We start from the raw sequence: 24,370 nt of genomic DNA, 5'->3' as shown, positions 1-24,370 counted from the left end.
CCTGAGAGCGGCAATTGCGGTGTAAACACGCAACGGCTATTTGCGAACGCCGGAGGCCTGAGCACGTTCCAGCACCCTTCTGGCGTGGTCGATAATCGGCCCGTCGATCATTTTTCCGTTCAGGGAAATAACGCCCAGACCGGCACGCTCACCCTCTTCGGCGGCTTTGATCACCAGATGGGAATAGTCCACTTCATCCTGTGTCGGGGCATAAGCGTTGTGTAACAGCTCAATCTGACGCGGGTTAATCAGAGATTTCCCGTTAAAGCCCAGTTTGCGGATCAGTTCGACCTCTTTCAGGAAGCCCGTATCGTCATTGACGTTGGGATAAACCACGTCGAAAGCGTCGATTCCGGCAGCGCGAGCCGCGTGCAACACCGCACAACGGGCATAAAACAGCTCTGTGCCATCACCGCGTTCCGTTTGCATATCCATCACATAGTCAAACGCTGCCAGCGCAATCCCAATCATACGCTCGGAAGAGCGGGCAATCGCGACGGCGTTAATCACGCCCACCGCAGACTCAATCGCCGCCATGATGCGCGTGGAGCCAACTTCACGACCGCAGGCTTTTTCGATACGAACCAGATGGCGTTCCAGTTCATCCACATCGTCGGTGGAATCAGTCTTTGGCAGGCGAATCACATCGGCTCCGCCGCGCACGGCCGCTTCAAGATCCAGCAGGCCAAACGGCGTACTTAATTGGTTGATGCGCACGACGGTTTCAATGTCTCGGTACATAGGATGTTGGAGCGCATGGAAAACCAGCAGACGCGCAGTGTCTTTTTCCCGCAGAGAAACCGCGTCTTCCAGGTCGAACATAATGGAGTCAGGCTTATAGATAAACGCATTGGACAGCATGGCGGCATTGGCACCGGGGAGGAATAACATACTGCGGCGAAGTTTATTCATTATAATTTCTCCCATTCAATCTGCTGTCCGTCTGTCGCGCGCAGTACCGCGCTTTGCACGCGCGCACGGATGACACAATCCAGTGCGCCTTTGTCATCCACAATAATCGTCCCTTCTTCTACGCCCAGATCCTTCAGTGTGTCATTCACCACCTGTTTGATTTGGTGACCGAACTGTTTCATTACTTCGCTGTTGATGACCACGGTGAGTTTCCCGTCTGCCGGAGCCACTTTGACCAGCAAATCGCTGGATTCAAAGGTGCCCGCCAGAGACTCCTTAACAATCTTCATAGACTTATCCTGATTAATTTTAGTTACGCGTATTCGGGTTCGTAGTAGTGCTGTAAATGCTCAAAGGTTGAGGTCGGCACGATGTCCTGAATACGGCTGTACTGCCGAAGTTTGAGTAATTTCCTGACTTCCGAGGCGGAAATGGCCAATCCTGAGGATTGCCGTTTACGTTCAATTTCAATCACGTTTAGCGCAGGGGCAGACACCGTTTGGTCTTTCTCCAGCCAGTAGTGCATGTCCTGGTTGTACTGATTCGTCACCGGACAAAAAGGTTCGGTGCCAACGAAACGTTGGGTAATCCCGAGGGCTGGCGCGATATATTTCCTGAAAATGATTAAGTCCAGCGCAGCATGGGCACGCGTTATCAGCGTCTCTTCCTTCAGGAAATAGCCGGGAAACGTCGCTTTAGAGATCATGTAGTGCGAACCCGCATGCACCGTCAGATTGCGGATGTGCTCCACGCCGCGCTGCACCATCTCCAGACGTTCGCTAAACGGGAAAAAGGACACGTCTTCCCGCACCACAAATACGTGCAGCCAATCGCACGACTGCGCCGCATGTTCTGCCAGATAGCGGTGCCCCAGCGTGAAGGGATTCGCGTTCATGACAATCGCACCGATTTTTCTATCCGTCCGCGTAGCGAGCGATTCAGTATGCGCAAAAGCGGCCAGAGACTGGCAATACTGCTGAATACCAATCGGCGTGTTTTCCATCAGCACCGCGCTGTTCTGATAGCAGGCTAGCGGGTAGAAACCACATCCACGGAAAATGTCGACATTTTCCGGCCGGGTATAGAGAAACAGGTGAAAATGCCCGCGCTGCGCCGCCTGCTGCATTACTTCATTCACCACTTGCACGCCCAGATTGAGGTGTCTGAATTCAGGGTCAACCGCCACGCACTTAATCGTGTTGGAGGCCAGTCCTGCGCAGGCAATCAGCTGCCCGCCTAGTTTGCCAACCACCACGATGTCAATATCGTCATCCATGCCGAGCTGGCAATGTGCAAGGAATTGGCGTACCGCGTTCCTCTCCTGCTCCCGAAGGCGCACATCCAGCGTGTCAAAAAAGACAGAATCATTGGCATACATCACGGTTCTTCCTGCAACTCGAATTATTTAGGGCGATCATTGCAGGCTGCCGGTTTTAATGCCGACAGCCAGGTACTTACACTCGCACTCAGTGCGCGACGGCTTCCGCCGTGGTCGGAACCGATTTCAACGGCACCACCGCATCCACTATCGTGTTGCGCAAATGGCCAATGTTCTCGATTTCCACTTCAATGCAGTCACCCGCGTTCATAAACAGCGGTGGATTGCGTTTTTTCCCCACGCCGCCCGGTGAACCAGTAATGATCACATCACCCGCGCTCAGTTCAGTAAAGGTGCTAATGTATTCAATCAATTCCGCCACTTTGTGGATCATGCTGCTGGTGTTGTCGTCCTGCACCATGCGACCATTCAGATACGTGCGGATCGCCAGCACATGCGGATCGGGAATTTCATCCGTGGTGGTCAGATAAGGACCAAACGCGCCGGTTTTCTGCCAGTTTTTACCCGCAGTAAACCAACTGTGCTGCCAGTCACGCGCCGAGCCGTCCATGTAGCAGCTGTAGCCCGCGACATGGGAAAGCGCGACATCCTGAGCAATATTCTGTCCGCCTTTACCGATAATGACCGCCAGTTCGCCTTCATAATCGAACTCGCTGGAATAATGCGGTTTGATAACAGGCGTCGCGTGTCCGGTTTGTGAATCAGCAAAGCGCACAAATAACGTTGGCGCGGGATTCAGTTCATTAAACTCCTGACGCTTAGCGGCATAATTCATTCCCACGCACAGGATTTTCCCTGGCGCAGTAATAACCGGTAAGAACGTCACATCTGCGACCGAAATATCCGGTGTACTCATACTGAATTCATGCGCAACCTGTAATGCATTCTGCGCCAGTAATGCTTTCAGATCGGGGTAACGGTGGCCAATTTTACTACCGAGATCGATCAACCCCGTTGGCGTATAAATGCCGTAACTGTCCTTACCGTTATAACGATAGCTTGCAAGTTTCATAATATTTCCTGTGCAAAATAAACCCACGCGTAATGCCGGTTTTTATTTCGTTAACTCAACATATTTTTTCAACGTAATACTTATGTAGCTCAGCTTCTTTTTATTTTCTGAATGACATCAGACTAAAAAGTTGGCGAGCACCAGCAGTGAAACCGAAACGTTAATGGCACCGCCGATACGTGTAGCAATCTGGGCGAATGGCATCAGCACCATACGGTTACCTGCCGTCAAAATCGCGACGTCACCAGTACCGCCCTGTCCGCTCTGGCAGCAGGAGATAATCGCCACATCAATCGGGTGCATACCGATCTTTTTCCCTACGAAAAAGCCTGTCGCGACCAGCGTCACCACGGTGGAAATAATCACCAGCAGGTTTTGAATCGTAAAAGCGTTCACCAGTTCCTGCCACGGCGTAATCGCCACGCCAACGGCAAACAGAATCGGGTACGTTACAGAGGTCTGGAAGAACTTATAAACCACCTGAGAACCTTCCAGCATTTTCGGTGAAACGCCGTGAACCAGTTTCACCAGCACCGCCGCAAATAGCATGCCAACCGGTGCAGGCAGGCCAATCACTTTGTGACCGAGCATACCGACCATATACAGCAGGATGGCCAACAGCGCGCCAGAGGCAATGGTCGTGACGTCCGCTTTACCGCTAAAGGCAGAAGCCGGTGTACCGCTTTCGCCGCCCAGATTATTGCCTTTATTCGGCATCAGCTCACCTTCACCGGTCAGATGAGGATAGCGTTTACCTACCTGATTCAACACACCAGCAAGGATGATAGCAGTCAGGCTACCCAGCATCACGATAGGCAAGACGCGTCCCAGAGCAACACCTTGATCCATATGTAGAATCGTGGCATAGCCGATAGACAGCGGGATCGCCCCTTCCCCCACACCGCCCGCCATAATCGGCAGAATCAGGAAGAAGAAGATTTGGAACGGATCCAGACCGAGCGCAATGCCCACGCCCATCCCCACCAGCATTCCGGCGATTTCCCCGCACAGCATAGGGAAAAAAATGCGCAGGAAGCCCTGAATCAGCGTCTGCCGATTCATACTCATGATGCTGCCGACAATGATGCAGCAGATGTAGAGATACAGAATGTTGGTGCTTTTGTAGAACTTGGTCGTGGATTCAACGACAACATCCGGCAGCAGGCCATAATGCACCATCGCCGAAGGAATGAAGGTCGCACAGATTGCCGCGGCCCCCATCTTGCCGATAATGGGCAGACGCTTGCCAAATTCACCACAGGCAAACCCGAAGAATGCCAGCGTCGCCACCATCACGACGATGTCGCTCGGCAACTTGCCGTTCAGACAGTCGATGCCGATTAATACCCCCGCCAGCAAAAAGAGTGGCACAGGAATAATACCTACTTTATAGGTATCCAGAATGTGCCACCATTTTTCCTTTAATGAGACCTTCCCAGCCGCCTCATTATTTACAACAATATATGAATCATCAGTCGTACTCATAACTCACTCCCCGTTTTATTTTGTCCGCGCATCATAGGGGCCATGAACATATTATTATGTGATTCTCTTCAAATTAAAAAATGAGTTTTAAAGATGTTTATGGTTTTTATGGTTTATATTCGGAAATTGTTTATTACGCAGTCGGTTAGATGATTTTGCGCTCACAATGAATTTTAAGGTTTTTATGGTGTTTATGGTTTTTATTTCCTAAAAATGATTATGTTGATAAAAAGTGATTAAGTTGTTTATTAAAGAAAACAGAGTCGTTTAATTTTTTTATTTATTTTTACCGCCATAGTGGTAGCAATCTATTTAAACGTGTTATTGCTCACAAGTTTTTTCCTCTCCGTCCATTCTTATTCGCATTCGTGATAAATTCATCGGCTATTTTCGTTCATCAGCAGGCTGCCACACATCATGAGATTGAGACTTTCCTTTCATATCAAATTATTTATCTATTTGATCGTCTTCTTCTCTTTGTTACTTCTGATGACGGGTCTTTATTATTACCACGATATCGATAAACAGCTGTATTCCGAGTTGGGGACACGGGCCCAGGTGCAAGCCAGAGAGATCGCCATCATTCCGTCCCTGATTGAGTCCGTGAAGAATAAAGATATCAGACAGATAGACATGCTCGTTCAGCAACTGAAGCTGCGCAGCGACGCCAGCTATATCGTGATCGGAGACAATCAGGCACGTCACCTGTTTCATTCTGAAGATGGCGATCTCGTCGGCACACAGATGGTGGGCGGCGATAACGTCGAGGTGTTAGCAGGCAAAAGCATTATCACGGTGCGCCGGGGCGGTATTGGCATTTCGCTACGCAGCAAAGCGCCAATCATGGCGGACGGTCAGGTTATTGGTATTGTCTCCGTTGGCTATCTGAAAACCCATATCGATAACCTGACATTCAGTAAACTGGCGCATATCCTGCTGGTGATTTTGGCGATGTTTGTTGCGCTATTTATCTTTTCCTGGTGGTTCTCGCGTAATCTGAAGAAACAGATGTTTGGCCTCGAACCTCTTGAGATTCGTATGCTGGTCAGGCAGCAGAAGGCGCTGCTCGAATCCATCTACGAAGGCGTGATCGCCATCGATAAGCAGCACCGCATTGCAGCGATTAACCATGCCGCTAAAGAGATCCTCGGACTAGACGAACCGTCCTATCTATTGCGCGGCAAGCCGATTGATACCGTGATTAAACCCGTGCCTTTTTTCTCCGGCGAGGCCATGTGGAATAGCGACACCCACGATGAGATCTGTCGCTTTAATCACGCCACCGTGATTGCCAGCCGGGTGCGAATTATGTTGGAAGACGAGCTTCAGGGCTGGGTCATTAGCTTCCGCAGCAAAAACGATATCCATACGCTTAGCATGCAGCTCAGTCAGGTAAAGCGTTACGCGAACAGCCTGCGTATTCTACGCCATGAGCAATTGAACTGGACGGCGACACTGGCCGGGCTACTACACCTAAAACGCTATGACGAAGCGATAAAATATATTGAAGCACAGTCGGAAAGCGCGCAGGTAGTGCTGGATTTTGTGTCCCGCCGCTTTTGTTCACCCGCGCTATGTGGGCTGCTGCTGGGTAAGTACGCGACGGCACGGGAAAAAGGCATTGAGATTGTTTTCGATCCACGCTGCCAGCTCACTCATATTCCGTCCGCGTTAAGCGAGACGGAACTCATGTCCATCATTGGTAATTTGCTGGATAACGCGATGGAAGCCACATTAGCCACTACTGCACCACATTATCCTGTCGAGGTGTATATCTATGACAGCGAACAAGAACTGGTTATTGAAGTCGCCGATCAGGGAACGGGTATCGACCCGGCGATTGCCGATAGCCTGTTTGAAATGGGGGTGACTAGCAAAACACAGGGCGATCACGGGCTGGGGCTGCATCTGGTGGCGAGCTACGTTAACCAGGCGCAGGGAATTATCGAAGTCTCGGCCAATCAGCCGAATGGCAGCGTATTTTCCCTATTTATACCGATATCCTCCAAATAATTTAAGCGGCCACAGGGTGCACAACGCACGCGCCGCTTGAGGTATAACGGGTACCAGACCTTCTTTTATGCTTCAGATACTAACAGGGATTCATACCATGCAGCACACTGACCATTTCGATGTCTTAATCGTTGAAGATGAAAGTAAGCTGGCAACTATTCATGCTGAATTTATTGAAAAACATTTCAATCTGCGTGTCGTCGGGATTGCCGCGACGCTTTTTGAAGCCAAAAAGCTCATTCAGCAACACCGGCCGCGCCTGATCCTGCTTGATAACTATTTGCCCGACGGCGAAGGGGTTTCGCTGATTGAAAGCCAACTGCTCAAAGGAATGGACTGCTCCGTCATTTTTATCACCGCCGCCAGCGATATGAATACCTGCGCTCAGGCGATTCGCTGCGGTGCCTTTGACTACATTATCAAGCCGCTCTCCTACCCACGGCTGCGTTCTTCACTGGAGCGATTTATTCAATTCGTGAAAACCCAGCACACGTACAAGATAGTCGATCAACAGAACGTCGATATTCTCTATCAGTTGCAATCGTCCGGCGCCCCCTCATCATCCACAAAAGGTATTGAGGAAAACACGCTGGGGCTGATCAAGCAGATTTTTGCCAGCGATGGCGGTGAGACACTGTATTCTGTCGATGATATCGTCGAAAAAACCGGACTGAGTAAAACGACGGCGCGTCGCTATCTGGAGTTTTGCGTTGAAAACCAGTTCCTCGATATCGAAATGCGTTACGGAAAGATTGGCCATCCACGTCGGTTATATCGTACAAAGCACTCCCACTAGGCCGCCGTAGGGGATCGCGTAGTCAAAAACGACTGCCCGTCTGTAATAACAATAAAGTTTAAGGGTATGCACTCTCATTCATTCAGCGGCATTGTTAGGGGATTAGGATACTGATAATCAAACCCAAGTTCATGGCAGATACGCAGCCCATCAACAATTCGGCCCTGATCGCTCTCAGTTACGGGGGCAAACTGCGGTGGAGACACGTGCAACCTGCGCGCCTGTTCGGGATAAAAATCCTGTCTGGCCGGGTGTTCTGGCGCACACAGGTTATAGATATGTCCACCGTTTGGTAGCTTAAGCAGCAACAGAATAGCCGCCAGCACATCTTCCTGGTGCACCAGATTCACACCGTGGTTGCCACGCGGCAGATTGGTTTTACCGGCAAGAAACCGTCCGGGATGACGATCGCCGCCGACCAGCCCAGCCAAACGCAGGATATCCACGGAACTATCGGGCAAGTGCTGTAACCACCGTTCAAGGGATGCCAGCGTCTTCCCAGCCACTGTGGTCGGCTGTAGCGGCGAGCTTTCTCTTACTGTACCGCTACCATCACCATAGACTGAAGTTGAACTGGTGAAGATAATGCGTGGAACATGAAACACGCGCGCCATATTCACCAACTGCTGTACCGCTTGTGCATACCCTTCTCCCCCCTCTGCCGTTCGGCTGGCGGGCAGCGTCATGACCAATACGTCAGCCTGTTGTAGTATAGCGTCAAGCTCGTCAGCATCGCATTCCAGTTCCGGCGTCAGCGCTAACTGATAGCATTCAATCCCACTCATACGCGCCGCTTCGACGCCATCCTGCGTGGTTTTCGTTCCCGTTACGTGGTAACCGTGTCCATTCAACGCTAGAGCCAGAGGCATACCCAGCCAGCCCAATCCAACAATCGCTACTTTTTTCATCAGCCGTTCTCCCCAGCAAGGAGCCTGTAATTAACCCTACGCTATCCTTACAGAGTAAACGGCTTTAACGCGCATCGCTACGGAGTCTGCCCGATTTCAGTTAGTCTTTCTGTCTATAAATCGCAAATATCCCATGCAATTATGCTGGCGCATTCCCCAACCCAAACGAACTTCCCACATCTGCTAAAAAAATGTTGCACAACAACCCGAACATGGTTTAGGTTATTCGACAGATAAACGTTATTGACTTCATAAAAGACAAAGACAACAAAGAGACAACTTATGACACGCGTTCTGTTTAACCACCATCATCACCATCATCCTGATTAGTCTTTCGGGCAGTTGGTGCTGGAAGACATTCGGATCTTCCAGTGGCACAGAACACAAAGAGAGCCCTCGGAAGATCACCTTCCGAGGGTTTTTTTATGCTCGCTATATTTCTAGAAATTTAAATTTGACAGGTTAATGAGGTTTCCATGCTGGATAAAACACGTTTACGGATAGCAATGCAGAAGTCAGGCCGCCTGAGCGACGATTCACGCGAACTGCTGGCACGCTGCGGGATCAAAATCAACTTACAGCAACAGCGTCTGATTGCGTTCGCAGAAAATATGCCGATTGATATTCTGCGCGTGCGCGATGACGATATCCCCGGCCTGGTGATGGATGGCGTAGTCGATCTGGGCATCATCGGCGAAAACGTACTGGAAGAAGAGTTGTTAAACCGTCGCGCACAGGGCGAAGATCCGCGTTACTTCACGCTGCGCCGTCTGGACTTTGGCGGCTGCCGCCTGTCGCTGGCAATGCCGCTGGACGAAATCTATACCGGTCCTGAATGTCTGCAAAACAAACGTATCGCCACCTCTTATCCTCACCTGCTCAAACAGTATCTCGACAGACAATCTGTCAGCTTCAAATCCTGTCTGCTTAACGGTTCCGTCGAAGTTGCGCCACGAGCCGGTCTGGCCGATGCCATCTGCGATCTGGTATCGACCGGCGCTACGCTCGAAGCCAATGGCCTGCGCGAAGTGGAAGTGATTTATCGCTCAAAAGCCTGCCTGATTCAGCGCGACGGCGAGATGCCCGCAGAGAAACAACAGTTGATCGACAAACTGTTGACCCGTATGCAAGGCGTGATTCAGGCGCGTGAATCAAAATACATCATGCTGCACGCGCCGAGTGAACGTCTGGAAGAAGTCATTTCCCTGCTGCCCGGCGCTGAGCGTCCGACCATTCTGCCACTGGCTGGCGATCAGAGCCGCGTTGCCATGCACATGGTCAGTAGCGAAACGCTGTTCTGGGAAACCATGGAAAAACTGAAATCGTTGGGTGCCAGCTCCATTCTGGTTCTGCCTATTGAAAAAATGATGGAGTAATGACGATGGCTGATAACACCAACAGCACTGGCAGTTTCAGCACGCTCGTCGACTGGCAGCGCTGTTCAGCAGAAGAGCAGCGTCAGTTACTGACTCGACCGGCCATATCCGCGTCAGACCGCATTACCGCCATCGTGAGCGACATTCTGACAAACGTAAAAAGTCGCGGTGATAACGCCTTACGCGACTACAGCGCCCAGTTTGATAAGGTTCAGGTGAATGCGATTCGCATCACCGATGCCGAAATCGCCGCTGCCGCGGCGCGTCTGGGTGATGACGTCAAACAGGCGATGGCGATCGCCGTGCGTAATATCGAAACATTCCACAACGCGCAAAAACTGCCAACTGTCGATATCGAAACGCAGCCGGGCGTGCGTTGCCAGCAACTCACCCGCCCTATCGCGACGGTCGGTCTGTATATTCCCGGCGGCTCCGCCCCGCTGCCGTCAACCGTACTGATGCTGGGAACGCCTTCACGTATCGCTGGCTGCGGTCGCGTCGTGCTGTGCTCGCCGCCGCCGATTGCCGATGAAATTCTGTATGCCGCCCAACTGTGCGGCATTAACGAAGTCTTTCAACTCGGTGGCGCGCAAGCGATTGCTGCGATGGCGTTTGGCACCGAGAGCGTGCCGAAAGTGGACAAAATTTTTGGCCCCGGCAACGCGTATGTCACGGAAGCCAAACGTCAGGTAAGTCAGCTGCTTGATGGCGCAGCCATTGATATGCCTGCTGGCCCCTCCGAGGTTCTGGTGATCGCCGACAGTGGTGCAACACCCGCGTTTGTCGCGTCCGATCTGTTGTCTCAGGCAGAGCATGGCCCCGATTCGCAGGTCATCCTGCTCACGCCCGACGCAAAAATGGCCAAAGCTGTGGCGGATGCCGTTGAAGAACAGCTAACACAACTGTCTCGCGCAGACATCGCGCGTCAGGCGCTTGCCAGCAGCCGCGTCATCGTCGCACGTGATTTAGCGCAGTGCGTTGAAATCAGCAATCAATACGGCCCGGAGCACCTAATCATCCAGACGCGCGACGCCGAATCACTGGTTGATAGCATCACCAGCGCGGGTTCCGTGTTTCTGGGCGACTGGTCACCGGAATCCGCCGGCGACTACGCTTCCGGCACCAACCATGTTCTGCCGACTTATGGCTATACCTCAACCTATTCGAGTCTGGGGTTGGCCGATTTTCAGAAGCGCATGACCGTACAGCAGCTTACGCCGCAAGGGTTGCTGCAACTGGCACCGACGATAGAAACATTGGCACAGGCCGAACAACTGACTGCCCACAAAAACGCCGTTACCCTGCGTGTTGCAGCACTGAAGGAGCAAGCATGAGCAGCATTGAAAAACTGGCACGCGCTAACGTCCGCGCGTTAATCCCTTACCAGTCAGCCCGTCGTCTGGGCGGCAACGGAGATGTCTGGCTGAACGCCAATGAATATCCTGAGGCACCAGAGTATCAGTTAACGCGACAAACGCTGAACCGCTACCCGGAATGTCAGCCAGTGCTCGTCATCAACCGTTACGCCGAGTATGCTGGTGTACAACCTGAGCAGGTTCTGGTTAGCCGCGGTGCCGACGAAGGGATTGAATTACTGATCCGCGCATTCTGCGAGCCGGGGAAAGACGCCATCCTGTTCTGCCCACCGACTTACGGTATGTACGCCGTTAGCGCCGAAACATTTGGCGTAGAACGCCGTACGGTAGAGAGCAAATCAGACTGGCAGTTAGATCTTGATGCGATTGAAGCACAATTAGACGGCACCAAGGTTATTTACGTTTGCAGCCCGAATAACCCGACCGGCAACTTAATTGCACGGGAAGATTTACGCCAGTTGCTCATGCTGGCACAAGGGAAAGCGCTGGTTGTTATCGATGAGGCGTACATTGAATTCTGTCCGCAAGCGACCACCTCGGTCTGGCTGGACGAATTCCCCCATTTGGTGATTCTGCGTACCTTGTCCAAAGCCTTTTCACTCGCCGGATTGCGCTGTGGTTTTACGCTGGCAAACCCTGAAGTGATTCAGCTTCTGTTGAAAGTCATTGCACCTTACCCGTTGTCTACTCCCGTAGCGGATATTGCGGCACAAGCGCTAAGCCGTGAAGGCGTAGCCAAAATGAAAGCGAATGTTGAGGAGATTACGTCCGCTCGCCGCTGGCTGAGCGATGCCTTAAAAGACATTCCCTGTATTGAAAAAGTCTTCCCCAGCGAGAGTAACTATTTGCTGGTACGCTTTACCGCCTCCCCTTCTGTATTTAAAACGCTGTGGGATCAGGGCATTATTCTGCGCGATCAAAATAAGCAACCAAGTCTTGCAGGCTGTTTGCGTATTACGATCGGCAACCGCTACGAATGTGAACGCGTTGTTGCTGCATTACAATCATTGCCGAGCATCAACGCTTAATTTTAAGGAGCTCACGTGGGCCAGAAATACCTCTTTATCGACCGTGACGGAACATTGATTGCTGAACCGCCTGAGGATTTTCAGGTTGACCGTCTGGATAAACTGGCGCTGGAACCAGATGTCATTCCCTCACTGCTGGCGCTGCAAAAGGCCGGTTATACGCTGGTAATGATCACGAATCAGGATGGGCTGGGAACCGATAGTTTTCCGCAGGAGACCTTCGATCCACCGCACAACCTGATGATGCAGATTCTGACATCGCAGGGCATCCAGTTTGAGCAAGTGCTGATCTGTCCACATTTACCGGCGGATAACTGCACCTGCCGCAAACCCAGAACGGAGCTGGTAACCAGTTATTTGAATAATGGCCTAATGGACGTGGCGCATAGCTACGTCATTGGCGACCGCCAGACCGATATCCAACTGGCACAAAATATGGGCATTACCGGCCTGCTCTACCAGCGCGGCGGCCTGAACTGGCAAGCGATTACCAATCAGTTAACCAAGCGTAACCGCCATGCCCACGTTAACCGCGTCACGCGCGAAACCGCGATCGATGTGAACGTCTGGCTGGATCAAGAAGGTGGCAGCAAAATCAATACTGGTGTCGGCTTCTTCGATCACATGTTGGATCAAATCGCCACCCACGGCGGCTTCCGCATGAATATTGAAGTGAAAGGCGATCTGTACATTGACGATCATCACACGGTGGAAGATACCGGTCTAGCGCTGGGCGAGGCGCTGAATAAAGCACTGGGCGACAAACGCGGTATCGGTCGTTTTGGCTTTGTTCTGCCAATGGATGAGTGCCTGGCGCGCTGCGCGCTGGATATTTCCGGTCGTCCGCACCTGGAATATAAAGCCGAATTCAGCTACCAACGCGTAGGCGATCTGAGCACAGAAATGGTCGAGCACTTCTTCCGTTCGCTGTCTTATTCCATGGCCTGCACGCTGCACCTGAAAACCAAAGGACGTAACGATCACCACCGAGTGGAAAGCCTGTTTAAAGTCTTCGGTCGCACGCTGCGTCAGGCAATCCGTGTAGAGGGTGATACGCTGCCAAGCTCAAAAGGAGTGCTCTGATGAAGGTCGTCATTCTTGATACCGGCTGCGCCAACCTCTCTTCGGTGACCTATGCCGTGCAGCGCCTGGGATATACGCCCGTTGTCAGCCGCGAGGCCGAGATTGTCCTGCAAGCGGACAAGCTGTTTCTGCCGGGCGTTGGCACCGCGCAGGCCGCGATGAATCAACTGGAAGAACGCGACCTGATTGCGTTGATCAAGGCCTGTACTCAGCCCGTTCTCGGTATTTGTCTCGGTATGCAGTTACTGGGTATACACAGCGACGAAAATGGTGGCATCCCTACGTTGGGGATTGTCGACGCCCCCGTGAAGAAGATGATTGACCACGGCTTACCTCTGCCGCATATGGGCTGGAATCAGCTGATTCCGAAGGCCGGACATCGTTTGTTCCGTGATATCGATGACTGTGCCTATTTCTATTTCGTCCACAGCTACGCCATGCCAGTCTGCGAAAATACGATTGCACAAGCCAACTACGGTGAAGCGTTCACTGCCGCGCTGGAAAAAGATAACTTCTTTGGCGTGCAGTTCCACCCTGAGCGTTCAGGTGCTGCGGGCGCACAGTTGCTGAAAAACTTTCTGGAGATGTAGAGCGTCATGATTATTCCCGCATTAGATCTGATTGATGGACAGGTTGTCCGTCTGCATCAGGGTGATTATGGCCAACAGCGCCAGTACGGCAGCAACCCGCTTCCCCGCTTGCAGGATTACCAACAGCAAGGGGCTGGCGTGCTGCATTTGGTCGATTTGACCGGTGCCAAAGATCCCTCTGCCCGCCAGATTCCGTTATTAACCACGCTATTAGCTGGCGTTAGCGTGCCGGTTCAGATCGGTGGTGGCATCCGCACCGAGCAGGACGTGGAAGCGTTATTAAAAGCCGGTGCCAGCCGTGTCGTTATTGGCTCCACGGCGGTTAAACAACCAGAACTCGTTCAGCAATGGTTCACCCGCTACGGAGCAGAAGCGCTGGTGCTGGCGCTGGATGTACGTATCGATGCCAACGGTACGAAGTTTGTCGCCATCAGTGGCTGGCAGGAAAACTCTGATGCCACGCTTGAGCAGGTCGTCGAACAATATCTGCCGTTCGGTCTGAAGCATGTTCTGTGCACCGATATTTCCCGTGATGGTACGCTGAGCGGCTCCAACGTCGAACTCTATCGTGAAATCAGCCAGTGCTACCCGCAGATCGCCTTTCAAGCATCCGGTGGCATTGGTAACCTGACAGATATCGCCAATCTGCGCGGCAGCGGTGTTCAGGGCGTTATCGTTGGACGTGCGCTGTTGGAAGGTAAATTTAACGTCGCGGAGGCTATTTCATGCTGGCAAAACGGATAATCCCCTGTCTGGACGTGCGTAACGGCCAGGTCGTCAAAGGTGTGCAGTTCCGCAATCACGAAATCATCGGTGACATCGTGCCGCTGGCGCAGCGCTACGCGCAGGAAGGCGCCGATGAGCTGGTTTTTTATGATATCACCGCCTCTTCCGACGGTCGTGTAGTCGATAAAAGTTGGGTGTCCCGCGTTGCTGAAGTCATTGATATTCCCTTTTGCGTGGCGGGCGGCATTAAAAGCGTCGAAGAAGCAGGCCAAATCCTCTCTTTCGGTGCGGATAAAATTTCCATCAATTCACCGGCGCTGGCCGACCCAGACTTGATTACTCGGCTGGCCGATCGCTATGGCGTACAGTGTATCGTCGTCGGAATTGATACCTGGCACGATGCCGCGACGGGGCGCTACCATGTTAATCAGTACACGGGCGATGAAGCGCGCACCAAGGTCACCACTTGGGAAACGCTGGACTGGGTAGAAGAAGTACAAAAGCGCGGCGCGGGTGAAATTGTGCTGAACATGATGAATCAGGACGGCGTGCGCAACGGCTATGATTTACACCAGCTAAATCTGGTGCGTGATGTCTGCACGGTTCCGCTTATCGCTTCCGGCGGCGCAGGCACCATGGAACATTTTCTGGATGCATTCCAAACCGCCCACGTTGATGGCGCGCTGGCAGCATCAGTGTTTCACAAGCAAATTATTAACATTGGCGAACTGAAACAATATCTTAAGCAACAGGGTGTGGAGATTCGAGTGTGTTAAGCGAAGAGTTCTTTCTAAACGACGAACAACGGAACCAACTCGATTGGGAAAAAACAGACGGCATGCTGCCGGTTGTCGTGCAACACGCGGTATCCGGTGAAGTGTTGATGCTGGGCTACATGAATCAGGATGCCTTACAAGCCACAGAAAAGAGCCGCAAAGTCACGTTTTTCTCGCGTACCAAGCAGCGATTGTGGACCAAAGGTGAATCTTCCGGTCATTTCCTGAATGTCGTCTCTATAACACCAGACTGCGATAACGATACGCTGCTGATCCTGGTTAATCCTGTTGGGCCAACCTGTCATCTAGGCACCAGCAGTTGCTTCTCGCCTGCTGCCAGCGACTGGACGTTCCTTTATCAGTTGGAGCAACTGCTGGCTGAACGTAAGCATGCTGACCCAGATAGTTCTTATACCGCACGCCTGTATGCCAGCGGCACCAAGCGTATCGCGCAGAAAGTGGGTGAGGAAGGACTGGAAACCGCACTCGCGGCAACGGTGCACGATCGCGAAGAGCTGACCAATGAAGCCGCAGATTTAATGTACCACCTGCTGGTGCTGTTGCAGGATCAGGATTTAGATCTGGCGACCATCATCAATCGCCTGAAAGCGCGTCACAATAAGTAAGCCTTTCCCCGCGTTATCCGCTGTCAATAACGCGGGGCTTTACCCTAGCTGCATCGCAGCGTTATACACCTGAATCCCCCCCTTTCCAACTTCTCAGAACCGGGATGCCCGCATATCTTTCACCGTATTACTCTTATTTGCTGAGTCATAGGTCAGCGGAATCTGCCAGAATAACAAAATCAGCACGTTTATCTACGACGAGCGAACCTACCCATTCGGAATGACACAGCCCGAGCAACGGTTTTAAGCGTGGAATCCGTTCCTGTACATTCAGTAGTGTCGAAGTGTCGAAGTGTCGAAGTGTCGAAGTGTCGAAGTGTCGAAGTGTCGAAGTGTCGAAGAGGAAAATAAAGCGATGGACATAAAAAAGCACCCGATAAAGGGTGCTTTTATAAGGCTGATATTTATGACTAACGATTAACCATAAATGTTAGCGCGGTCGCGGAGTTCCTTGCCCGGTTTAAAGTGAGGGACATACTTGCCTTCCAGCTCAACTTTGTCACCCGTCTTCGGATTACGACCTACACGCGGTGCACGGTAGTGAAGTGAGAAGCTGCCAAACCCACGGATTTCAATACGGTCGCCTTCGGCTAACGTAGAAGCCATTTGTTCAAGCATTTCTTTCACTGCATCCTCAACCACTTTGGCCGGGATATGAGATTGCTGTCCAGCAAGCCTTTCAATAAGTTCAGACTTGGTCATAGCTCCTCCAAATGCGTGGCTATCAATAACCAGGATAACTGACTACCGTTACAAGAATGAGCAACTTGCGTTGCTCATTCTACCGTTGTGATTACTCGCCTTTAGCTGCTTTGAACGCTTCTGCCATTGCGTTGGAGAAATTACTTTCTTCAGGCTTGTTGTTGACAGTTGCGATTGCATCTTTCTCGTCAGCTTCATCTTTCGCACGAACAGACAGGCTAACAACGCGGTTTTTACGATCAACACCGGTGTATTTCGCTTCAACGCTGTCGCCAACGTTCAGTACCAGTGTTGCGTCCTCAACGCGGTCACGAGACGCTTCTGAAGCACGCAGGTAACCTTCTACGCCGTCTGCTAATTCAACTGTAGCACCTTTGGCGTCAACTGCTGTAACTTTACCAGTAACAATAGCACCTTTCTTGTTAACAGACAGGTAGTTATTGAACGGATCTTCAGCCAGTTGTTTCACGCCCAGGGAGATACGCTCGCGCTCTGCGTCAACTTGCAGAACAACAGCGGCGATTTCATCACCTTTCTTGTATTCGCGAACGGCTTCTTCGCCAGCCACGTTCCAGGAGATGTCAGACAGGTGCACCAGACCATCGATGCCGCCGTCCAGACCGATGAAGATACCGAAGTCAGTGATAGACTTGATTTTACCTTCAACGCGGTCGCCCTTGTTGTGGGTTTCTGCGAACAGCTGCCATGGGTTAGATTTGCACTGTTTCAGGCCCAGAGAGATACGACGACGTTCTTCGTCGATATCCAGAACCATCACTTCCACTACGTCACCAACGTTAACAACTTTGGATGGGTGGATGTTTTTGTTGGTCCAATCCATTTCGGAAACGTGTACCAGACCTTCAACGCCTTCTTCGATTTCAACGAAGCAACCGTAGTCAGTCAGGTTAGTCACGCGGCCAGTCAGACGCGTGCTTTCTGGGTAACGTTTAGCGATAGCAACCCATGGATCTTCGCCCAGTTGTTTCAGGCCCAGAGATACACGAGTACGCTCGCGGTCAAACTTCAGCACCTTAACAGTGATTTCGTCGCCCACATTAACGATTTCGCTCGGATGTTTAACACGTTTCCAAGCCATGTCAGTGATATGCAGCAGGCCATCAACGCCGCCCAGATCAACGAATGCACCGTAGTCAGTAAGGTTCTTAACGATACCTTTAACTTCCATGCCTTCTTGCAGGTTTTCCAGCAGTTGATCGCGCTCAGCGCTGTTTTCAGATTCAATAACGGCACGGCGGGAAACAACAACGTTGTTGCGTTTCTGATCCAGCTTGATAACTTTGAACTCAAGCTCTTTGCCTTCCAGATGCAGCGTATCGCGAACCGGACGAACGTCTACCAGAGAACCTGGCAGGAACGCACGAATGCCGTTCAGCTCAACAGTGAAACCGCCTTTAACTTTACCGTTGATAATACCAGTAACCGTTGCAGCTTCTTCGTAGGCTTTTTCCAGCGTCAGCCATGCTTCATGACGTTTAGCTTTTTCGCGAGAAAGTAGCGTTTCACCGAAGCCATCTTCGATAGCGTCCAGAGCCACGTCAACTTCATCACCAACCTGAATTTCCAGTTCGCCTGATGCGTTCTTGAATTGCTCTACCGGAATGGCAGATTCAGATTTCAGACCGGCGTCAACCAGTACGACATCTTTGTCAATAGCAACAACAACACCACGTACGATGGAACCTGGACGGGTTTCGATTTCTTTCAGAGATTCTTCAAAGAGTTGAGCAAAAGATTCAGTCATGTTGATAATCTTAAGGGTTTCAATTTAACGTCCATCTGGCATCCTGCTCGATGGGGTTGTTTAACATGCCCCGCTGTGCATCCTTACAGCGAGGTAAAAATTCGGTTTTCTGTGATTACGCTAAAATTTCACGGGCATAAGCCAAGGCGCGCGCTATCACTTCATCGATTGTCATTTCCGTTGAATCCAGCACCAACGCATCGGCAGCGGGTACTAACGGCGCAACGGGACGGTTACGATCGCGTTCATCCCGTTCTTTTATCTCAGACAAAAGACGTTCAAAGTTAACACTAAAGCCTTTCCCCTGCAACTGTAGCATGCGACGTTGTGCGCGTTCTTCCGCGCTGGCATCCAGGAAAATCTTCACGGGCGCATCAGGAAAAACGACGGTCCCCATATCACGGCCATCAGCGATCAGCCCTGGAGCCTCACGGAAAGCGCGCTGCCGACGTAATAATGCTTCACGAACACGAGGAAACGCCGCGGCCTGAGAAGCCGTATTGCCCACCGCTTCGGTCCTAATTTCGTGGCTAACGTCTTCACCTTCCAGAATGACTTTTAACTGCCCGTCTTCTGCCACAAAGCGCACATCAAGATGAGAGGCCAGCGGAACCAGTGCGTCTTCCGAACTGATATCAACATGGTGGTGTAACGCCGCCAGAGCCAAAACACGATAGATAGCTCCCGAGTCCAGCAGATTCCATTGTAAAGCTTCAGCCAATGCCTTACACAAGGTACCTTTGCCTGCGCCGCTCGGTCCGTCAACCGTAATTACCGGTGCCATCACCGTCATTTCTCTCTCCTTAATACTGGGAAGTTCCGCTTATGCCGTTTTATGGCATTACGGAGCCTTATTATACGCATCAATACAAAGAAAGGTTACCCAAATGCCGGAATGGTGGGAAAAATAAGGCATTATCTGAACGCAGTGCGCAATTTCGGAAGAAAAACCGAGAGCCGTTTGAGAGAAACCGAGAGAGAAAAAAGGCACGGAGACCGTGCCTTAGAGAGGAATCAAGCCAGTTCGCTGAGGCGAGCCAACTGTTCGAAGTAGTCGGGGAAAGTTTTAGCGGTACATTTCGGGTCAAGAATGGTGACCGACGTATCCGACAGCGCGACCAGAGAGAAACACATCGCCATCCGGTGATCGTTGTACGTTCCGATTTCTGCCGCATTCAGCGTGGCTGGCGGTGTGATGCGAATATAGTCGTTACCCTCTTCCACTTCCGCGCCCACTTTACGCAATTCGGTCGCCATGGCTGCCAGACGATCGGTCTCTTTCACACGCCAGTTATAGATGTTACGCAGCGTGGTCGTCCCCCCCTGAGCGAAAAGCGCCGCGGTGGCAATAGTCATCGCGGCATCAGGAATGTGATTCATATCCATATCGATCGCATGCAGCTCTCCCCGCTCGCATTCGATATAGTCGTCCCCCCAACGTATGATCGCGCCCATCTTCTCCAGAACATCGGCGAAGCGAATATCTCCCTGCACGCTATGACGGCCTACACCGGCCACACGCACAACGCCGCCTTTAATCGCCGCCGCGGCCAGAAAATAAGAGGCTGATGACGCATCGCCTTCCACCAGATAATCACCCGGTGAGCGATATTGCTGATGCCCTGTGACAAAAAAGCGCTGATAATTCTCATTACGTACATCAATACCAAACGCTTTCATCATATTCAGTGTGATATCAATATACGGTTTAGAAACCAGTTCGCCCTGAATGCTGATTTGCGTATCCTGCGCGGCCATCGGCGCAGTCATCAGCAGCGCCGTCAGAAACTGGCTTGATACGCTGCCATCAACACTGATTTCGCCGCCCTGAAAACCACCGTACAGACGAAGCGGTGGGTAGTTTTCTTGCTCCAGATAATCAATTTTCGCCCCGCCCTGACGCAGTGCGTCGACCAGATGCCCGATGGGACGCTCTTTCATCCGCGGTTCGCCTGTCAGGACAATATCGCCATCCGTCAGGCACAGCGCAGCGGCCAGTGGGCGCATCGCCGTACCGGCGTTCCCTAAAAACAGCTCCAGCGGTTGCGTCGCCGTAAACGCCCCACCAAGCCCCGTAATCTCACAGACTGTCCGGTCAGATGACAGATGATATTCCACGCCTAGCGCGGTTAACGCGGTAAGCATATGGCGAACATCGTCACTGTCTAACAGGTTAGTCAGTCGCGTCTTTCCTTCAGACAAGGCGGCCAGCAACAGCGCACGGTTAGAGACGCTTTTTGATCCTGGAAGGTTAAGGGTACCGTTAATGAGCTTGATGGGTTGTAGGGTCAGGGATTCCTGCATGTGAAGCCTATTCTTTCAACGTGGACACAAAACCCCGGCAAGACCGGGGTTTATCAAAATGGATAGCGAGGTTGGTATTAATCAACCGTGGCGACGTGCAAAGTCAGCCATAAATTCAGTCAGTGTTTTCACACCTTCCAACGGCATAGCGTTGTAGATAGACGCACGCATGCCGCCCACTGCGCGATGGCCTTTCAGCGCATGCAAACCCGCAGCAACGGATTCTTCCAGGAAGACTTTATCCAACGCGGGATCCGCCAGCAAGAACGGTACGTTCATACGAGAACGGTTCGCTACCGCAACGTCATTACGATAGAAATCATTACCGTCGATCGTGCTATACAGCAGGTTGGCTTTCTCCTGATTGCGTTTTTCCATTTCAGCCAGACCGCCGTGCTCTTTCAGCCATTTGAAGACCATGCCGGACAGATACCAGGCAAAGGTCGGCGGCGTGTTGAACATGGAGTCATTGTCCGCCAGAACCTGATAGTTCAGAATCGATGGCAGCTCACGGCGTGCTTTACCCAGCAAATCGTCACGCACGATAACCAGCGTCAAACCCGCAGGTCCGATATTTTTCTGCGCACCAGCGTAGATCACGCCATAACGGCTGACATCAATACGACGAGATAAGATGCTGGAAGAATAGTCAGCGACCACAATTTTGTCGCCAAAATCCGGATCTTCTTCAATCGCAATACCGTCAATGGTTTCATTCGGGCAGTAATGTACAAATACCGCGTCATCAGACAATTGCCATTCACGCATCGGTTTAATGGCACGCAGGCCGTCTATACGCGTTTTCACGTCAATCACGTTAGGCGTGCAATACTTTTCTGCTTCATTGATTGCGCTTTGCGCCCAATATCCACCGTCAATATAGTCCGCGCTTGAATGCTCACCCAGAAGGTTTAGCGGCACTGCCGCAAATTGCGCGCGAGCACCACCGTGGCAGAAAAGCACTTTGTAGTTGGAGGGGATTTTCAGCAAATCACGCAGATCTTGTTCTGATTCAGCAGCAACCTGCATAAACTCTTTACTACGGTGGCTGATTTCCATGACCGAGGTACCCAGGCCATTCCAATTACACAATTCTTGTTCAGCACGACGCAGTACTTCAACCGGCAGCATTGCTGGACCAGCGCTAAAATTAAAAATTTGAGTCATTTCCCCTCACCACACTTAAAAAATAGCGGCAGTTTTATCACCGTTGTACAAATACCGCTGTTACAAGATAGTAGTTATAACGGAACTGCCGCCATAACCACACTACTTTTGCCCTTCTATCGGTTTTATCACTCGTCAATCGCGGCTGCAACGCTTATCGCACTTTCGTTATACAAAGCGAGAGGTTACGCCGTCTGTTCTTTTCCACGGCTGCCGATCTGTTATGAATAAATAGTGTCAGGACAGAAAAATCCGTATCATGCCGCTTCCGTTAATCTCGATAAGAGTGAACTCCATGACTCAAACGTTTATCCCAGGCAAAGACGCCGCACTGGAAGACTCCATCGCCCGTTTTCAACATCAGCTCCAGGACCTGGGGTTTAACATCGAAGAAGCGTCATGGCTGAACCCGGTGCCAAACGTCTGGTCTGTCCATATTCGAGACCGCGATTGCCCGCTCTGCTTTACTAACGGCAAAGGCGCCAGTAAGAAGGCGGCACTGGCTTCTGCGTTAGGCGAGTATTTCGAACGTCTGTCCACCAACTATTTCTTCGCTGATTTCTATCTCGGTAAAACCATCGCCAACGGTGATTTCGTTCATTACCCGAATGAAAAATGGTTCCCGATCCCGGCAGATGACACGCTGCCGGAAGGTATTCTGGATGCCCGCCTGCACAAATTTTACGATCCCGAACAGGAACTGAGCGCCAGCGATCTCATCGATCTGCAATCTGGCAATGCTGACAGAGGTATTTGCGCGCTGCCGTTTACTCGCCAGTCCGATCAGCAAACCGTTTATATTCCGATGAATATCATCGGTAACTTGTATGTTTCTAACGGGATGTCCGCTGGGAACACCGCCAACGAAGCCCGCGTTCAGGGACTGTCTGAAGTGTTCGAACGCAGCATCAAAAACCGCATCATTGCCGAGTCCATCAGCCTGCCGGAAATCCCGCAAGCGGTGCTAAACCGCTACCCTGGCGTGGTCGAAGCAATTGCGACGCTGGAAAAAGAAGGCTTCCCGATTTTCTCTTACGATGCCTCACTGGGCGGAAAATACCCGGTTATCTGCGTAGTCTTGTTTAACCCTGCTAACGGCACCTGCTTTGCCTCCTTCGGCGCACACCCTGATTTCGGTGTAGCACTGGAGCGTACCGTCACCGAACTGCTGCAAGGTCGCGGTCTGAAAGATCTGGATGTCTTCACCCCACCAACGTTTGATGATGAAGAAGTGGCCGAGCACGCCAACCTGGAAACCCATTTTATCGATTCCAGCGGTCTGATCTCCTGGGATATGTTCAAGAAAGACGCGGATTATGAATTTGCCGACTGGAGCTTTAAAGGGTCGACGGAAGAAGAATTCGCTACGCTAATGGCGATCTTCAAACAGGAAGATAAAGAAGTTTACATTGCCGACTATGAGCATCTGTCTGTTTATGCCTGCCGCATCATCGTGCCGGGAATGTCAGACATCTACCCTGCTGACGATCTGTTATTGGCCAATAACAGCATGGGTGCTCACCTGCGTGACACGCTACTGACGCTGCCTGACAGCAAATGGGAGAAAGAAGACTATCTGGCTCTGTTACAACAGTTGGATGACGAAGGGTTGGATGACTTCACCCGCGTACGCGAACTGCTCGGCATTGCTACCGGTAAAGATAATGGCTGGTTTACTCTGCGCGTTGGCGAATTGAAAGCGATGTTGGCACTGGCCGGCGGCGATCTGGATCAAGCGCTAAGCTGGACAGAGTGGACGCAGGACTTCAACGACTCCGTCTTTACGGCGCAGCGCAGCAATTATTACCGTTGCCTTCAGACCCTGCTGTTACTGGCGCAGGAGCCTGAGCGCGACCCAGCAGAATATTACGACGCCTTTACCAAAATGTACGGCAGTGAAACGGTTGATGCCGCCAGTGCCGCCGTGGCTGGCGAAGCTTGCTTCTACGGCTTGTTTGCCGTGGATGATACCTTTACCACGTTACCTGCTCACCAGTCACTGCTGGCGGCCTATGAAAAACTGCAGCAGGCCAAACGTCGTTACTGGCAAGCAAAATAATGTCTGACGGAGGCAGTCCGCGCGGCTTATCTTGATGAATACGCGCTATGGCAAATAGCAATCTGCCTCTGGTTATCCCGAATAGCCCTTTATCTTAAAGGGCTATTTTATTATCTACAGAGCAATATTTATTATTCGTAATGCATAATCAGAATATTGTTATTGAATGGTGAATTTTTAATTAAATTACGTAGACAAGGTGGTACTGAAATTCTACAAAACATGATTTTTATTAACGCAAAATTGCTAGGTTTAACGCATCTCATTCAACTCTTTTTGCAAAATTTAAAATATTTTTTTATTATAAATTTCAATAAATTAAGTGTT

The 24,370-nt window shown here is 51.3% G+C and carries 23 protein-coding genes and 1 other annotated feature; of the genes, 12 read left to right on the top strand and 11 right to left on the bottom strand.

Annotation, left to right across the window (positions count from 1 at the left end; all coding sequences use genetic code 11):
* Nucleotides 1–36: 36 nt before the first annotated feature.
* The 5 genes from citE to ACKQAD_RS07145 all read right to left on the bottom strand — a co-directional run bounded on the left by citE (nt 37) and on the right by ACKQAD_RS07145 (nt 4,748).
* Entirely contained in the window at nt 37–912 is an 876-nt protein-coding gene (citE, locus tag ACKQAD_RS07165) for a citrate (pro-3S)-lyase subunit beta (RefSeq protein ID WP_409159511.1), read from the bottom strand.
* Nucleotides 912–1,202: a citrate lyase acyl carrier protein gene (gene citD / locus ACKQAD_RS07160; protein WP_409159510.1), complete on the bottom strand. Its 291-nt coding sequence runs from the start codon at nt 1,200–1,202 to the stop codon at nt 912–914. Before citD ends, citE begins: the two co-directional genes overlap by 1 nt.
* A 23-nt stretch (nt 1,203–1,225) precedes the next feature.
* On the bottom strand, nt 1,226–2,290 hold the full coding sequence (gene citC / locus ACKQAD_RS07155; RefSeq protein WP_409159578.1) for a [citrate (pro-3S)-lyase] ligase: 1,065 nt from the start codon (nt 2,288–2,290) through the stop codon (nt 1,226–1,228).
* Nucleotides 2,291–2,378: 88 nt separating this feature from the next.
* Nucleotides 2,379–3,263, bottom strand: a complete 885-nt coding sequence (locus ACKQAD_RS07150) for a fumarylacetoacetate hydrolase family protein (protein WP_409159509.1) — start codon at nt 3,261–3,263, stop codon at nt 2,379–2,381.
* Nucleotides 3,264–3,380: 117 nt separating this feature from the next.
* Entirely contained in the window at nt 3,381–4,748 is a 1,368-nt protein-coding gene (locus tag ACKQAD_RS07145; RefSeq protein WP_409159508.1) for a 2-hydroxycarboxylate transporter family protein, read from the bottom strand.
* 417 nt (nt 4,749–5,165) lie between these two features.
* Between ACKQAD_RS07145 and ACKQAD_RS07140 the strand changes: the two genes are divergently transcribed.
* Together ACKQAD_RS07140 and ACKQAD_RS07135 are read left to right on the top strand one after the other, a co-directional pair.
* Nucleotides 5,166–6,761 (top strand): ATP-binding protein, encoded by a 1,596-nt coding sequence (locus ACKQAD_RS07140; protein ID WP_409159507.1) that lies wholly within the window; start codon nt 5,166–5,168, stop codon nt 6,759–6,761.
* A gap of 97 nt (nt 6,762–6,858) precedes the next feature.
* The gene (locus tag ACKQAD_RS07135) at nt 6,859–7,557 is read left to right on the top strand and encodes a response regulator (RefSeq protein ID WP_409159506.1); all 699 of its coding nucleotides are present in this window, start codon (nt 6,859–6,861) and stop codon (nt 7,555–7,557) included.
* Between the two features lie 74 nt (nt 7,558–7,631).
* Here the strand turns inward: ACKQAD_RS07135 and ACKQAD_RS07130 are convergent, their stop codons facing one another.
* Entirely contained in the window at nt 7,632–8,465 is an 834-nt protein-coding gene (locus tag ACKQAD_RS07130; RefSeq protein ID WP_409159505.1) for an SDR family oxidoreductase, read from the bottom strand.
* 282 nt (nt 8,466–8,747) lie between these two features.
* Here ACKQAD_RS07130 and hisL point away from each other — a divergent pair, with 282 nt between their 5' ends.
* From hisL to hisIE, 9 genes are all read left to right on the top strand, one after another.
* On the top strand, nt 8,748–8,795 hold the full coding sequence (gene hisL, locus ACKQAD_RS07125) for a his operon leader peptide (protein ID WP_106389040.1): 48 nt from the start codon (nt 8,748–8,750) through the stop codon (nt 8,793–8,795).
* Nucleotides 8,771–8,892: a sequence feature (His leader region), on the top strand. (Overlaps the previous gene by 25 nt.)
* Nucleotides 8,893–8,941: 49 nt before the next feature.
* The gene (gene hisG / locus ACKQAD_RS07120; protein WP_409159504.1) at nt 8,942–9,841 is read left to right on the top strand and encodes an ATP phosphoribosyltransferase; all 900 of its coding nucleotides are present in this window, start codon (nt 8,942–8,944) and stop codon (nt 9,839–9,841) included.
* Nucleotides 9,842–9,846: 5 nt separating this feature from the next.
* On the top strand, nt 9,847–11,175 hold the full coding sequence (gene hisD / locus ACKQAD_RS07115) for a histidinol dehydrogenase (RefSeq protein WP_409159503.1): 1,329 nt from the start codon (nt 9,847–9,849) through the stop codon (nt 11,173–11,175).
* Entirely contained in the window at nt 11,172–12,245 is a 1,074-nt protein-coding gene (gene hisC / locus ACKQAD_RS07110; RefSeq protein WP_409159502.1) for a histidinol-phosphate transaminase, read from the top strand. Before hisD ends, hisC begins: the two co-directional genes overlap by 4 nt.
* A 15-nt stretch (nt 12,246–12,260) precedes the next feature.
* The gene (gene hisB, locus ACKQAD_RS07105) at nt 12,261–13,328 is read left to right on the top strand and encodes a bifunctional histidinol-phosphatase/imidazoleglycerol-phosphate dehydratase HisB (RefSeq protein ID WP_409159501.1); all 1,068 of its coding nucleotides are present in this window, start codon (nt 12,261–12,263) and stop codon (nt 13,326–13,328) included.
* Nucleotides 13,328–13,918, top strand: a complete 591-nt coding sequence (gene hisH / locus ACKQAD_RS07100) for an imidazole glycerol phosphate synthase subunit HisH (RefSeq protein WP_409159500.1) — start codon at nt 13,328–13,330, stop codon at nt 13,916–13,918. Before hisB ends, hisH begins: the two co-directional genes overlap by 1 nt.
* A 6-nt stretch (nt 13,919–13,924) precedes the next feature.
* Nucleotides 13,925–14,662 carry a 1-(5-phosphoribosyl)-5-[(5-phosphoribosylamino)methylideneamino]imidazole-4-carboxamide isomerase gene (gene hisA / locus ACKQAD_RS07095; protein ID WP_409159499.1) on the top strand — a complete coding sequence of 246 codons (738 nt, stop codon included), beginning with the start codon at nt 13,925–13,927 and terminating at the stop codon, nt 14,660–14,662.
* Nucleotides 14,644–15,420, top strand: coding sequence for an imidazole glycerol phosphate synthase subunit HisF (hisF, locus tag ACKQAD_RS07090; RefSeq protein ID WP_409159498.1), 777 nt, complete (start codon nt 14,644–14,646; stop codon nt 15,418–15,420). Before hisA ends, hisF begins: the two co-directional genes overlap by 19 nt.
* A complete protein-coding gene (gene hisIE / locus ACKQAD_RS07085; protein WP_409159497.1) occupies nt 15,414–16,046 on the top strand; it encodes a bifunctional phosphoribosyl-AMP cyclohydrolase/phosphoribosyl-ATP diphosphatase HisIE in 633 nt (210 codons plus the stop codon). The genes hisF and hisIE overlap by 7 nt, the downstream gene beginning before the upstream one ends.
* A 417-nt stretch (nt 16,047–16,463) precedes the next feature.
* Here the strand turns inward: hisIE and ihfB are convergent, their stop codons facing one another.
* From ihfB to serC, 5 genes are all read right to left on the bottom strand, one after another.
* Nucleotides 16,464–16,748: an integration host factor subunit beta gene (gene ihfB / locus ACKQAD_RS07080; protein WP_005967571.1), complete on the bottom strand. Its 285-nt coding sequence runs from the start codon at nt 16,746–16,748 to the stop codon at nt 16,464–16,466.
* A 91-nt stretch (nt 16,749–16,839) separates the two neighbouring features.
* Entirely contained in the window at nt 16,840–18,513 is a 1,674-nt protein-coding gene (rpsA, locus tag ACKQAD_RS07075; protein WP_180741250.1) for a 30S ribosomal protein S1, read from the bottom strand.
* A 115-nt stretch (nt 18,514–18,628) separates the two neighbouring features.
* Complete coding sequence (gene cmk, locus ACKQAD_RS07070) at nt 18,629–19,306, bottom strand: (d)CMP kinase (protein WP_409159496.1); 678 nt, start codon at nt 19,304–19,306, stop codon at nt 18,629–18,631.
* Nucleotides 19,307–19,527: 221 nt separating this feature from the next.
* Nucleotides 19,528–20,817: a 3-phosphoshikimate 1-carboxyvinyltransferase gene (gene aroA / locus ACKQAD_RS07065; protein ID WP_409159495.1), complete on the bottom strand. Its 1,290-nt coding sequence runs from the start codon at nt 20,815–20,817 to the stop codon at nt 19,528–19,530.
* A gap of 81 nt (nt 20,818–20,898) precedes the next feature.
* Nucleotides 20,899–21,984, bottom strand: coding sequence for a 3-phosphoserine/phosphohydroxythreonine transaminase (serC, locus tag ACKQAD_RS07060; RefSeq protein WP_409159494.1), 1,086 nt, complete (start codon nt 21,982–21,984; stop codon nt 20,899–20,901).
* A gap of 295 nt (nt 21,985–22,279) precedes the next feature.
* Here serC and ycaO point away from each other — a divergent pair, with 295 nt between their 5' ends.
* Nucleotides 22,280–24,043, top strand: a complete 1,764-nt coding sequence (ycaO, locus tag ACKQAD_RS07055; protein WP_409159493.1) for a 30S ribosomal protein S12 methylthiotransferase accessory factor YcaO — start codon at nt 22,280–22,282, stop codon at nt 24,041–24,043.
* The last annotated feature ends 327 nt before the right edge of the window (nt 24,044–24,370 follow it).

Origin of the sequence: Pectobacterium artocarpous, from assembly GCF_046159765.1 — a bacterium.
In the GTDB taxonomy this organism is placed as follows: domain Bacteria; phylum Pseudomonadota; class Gammaproteobacteria; order Enterobacterales; family Enterobacteriaceae; genus Pectobacterium.
The sequence above is the reverse complement of the archived record's forward strand: the minus strand, read 5'-3'. Positions and strand labels throughout refer to the sequence as shown.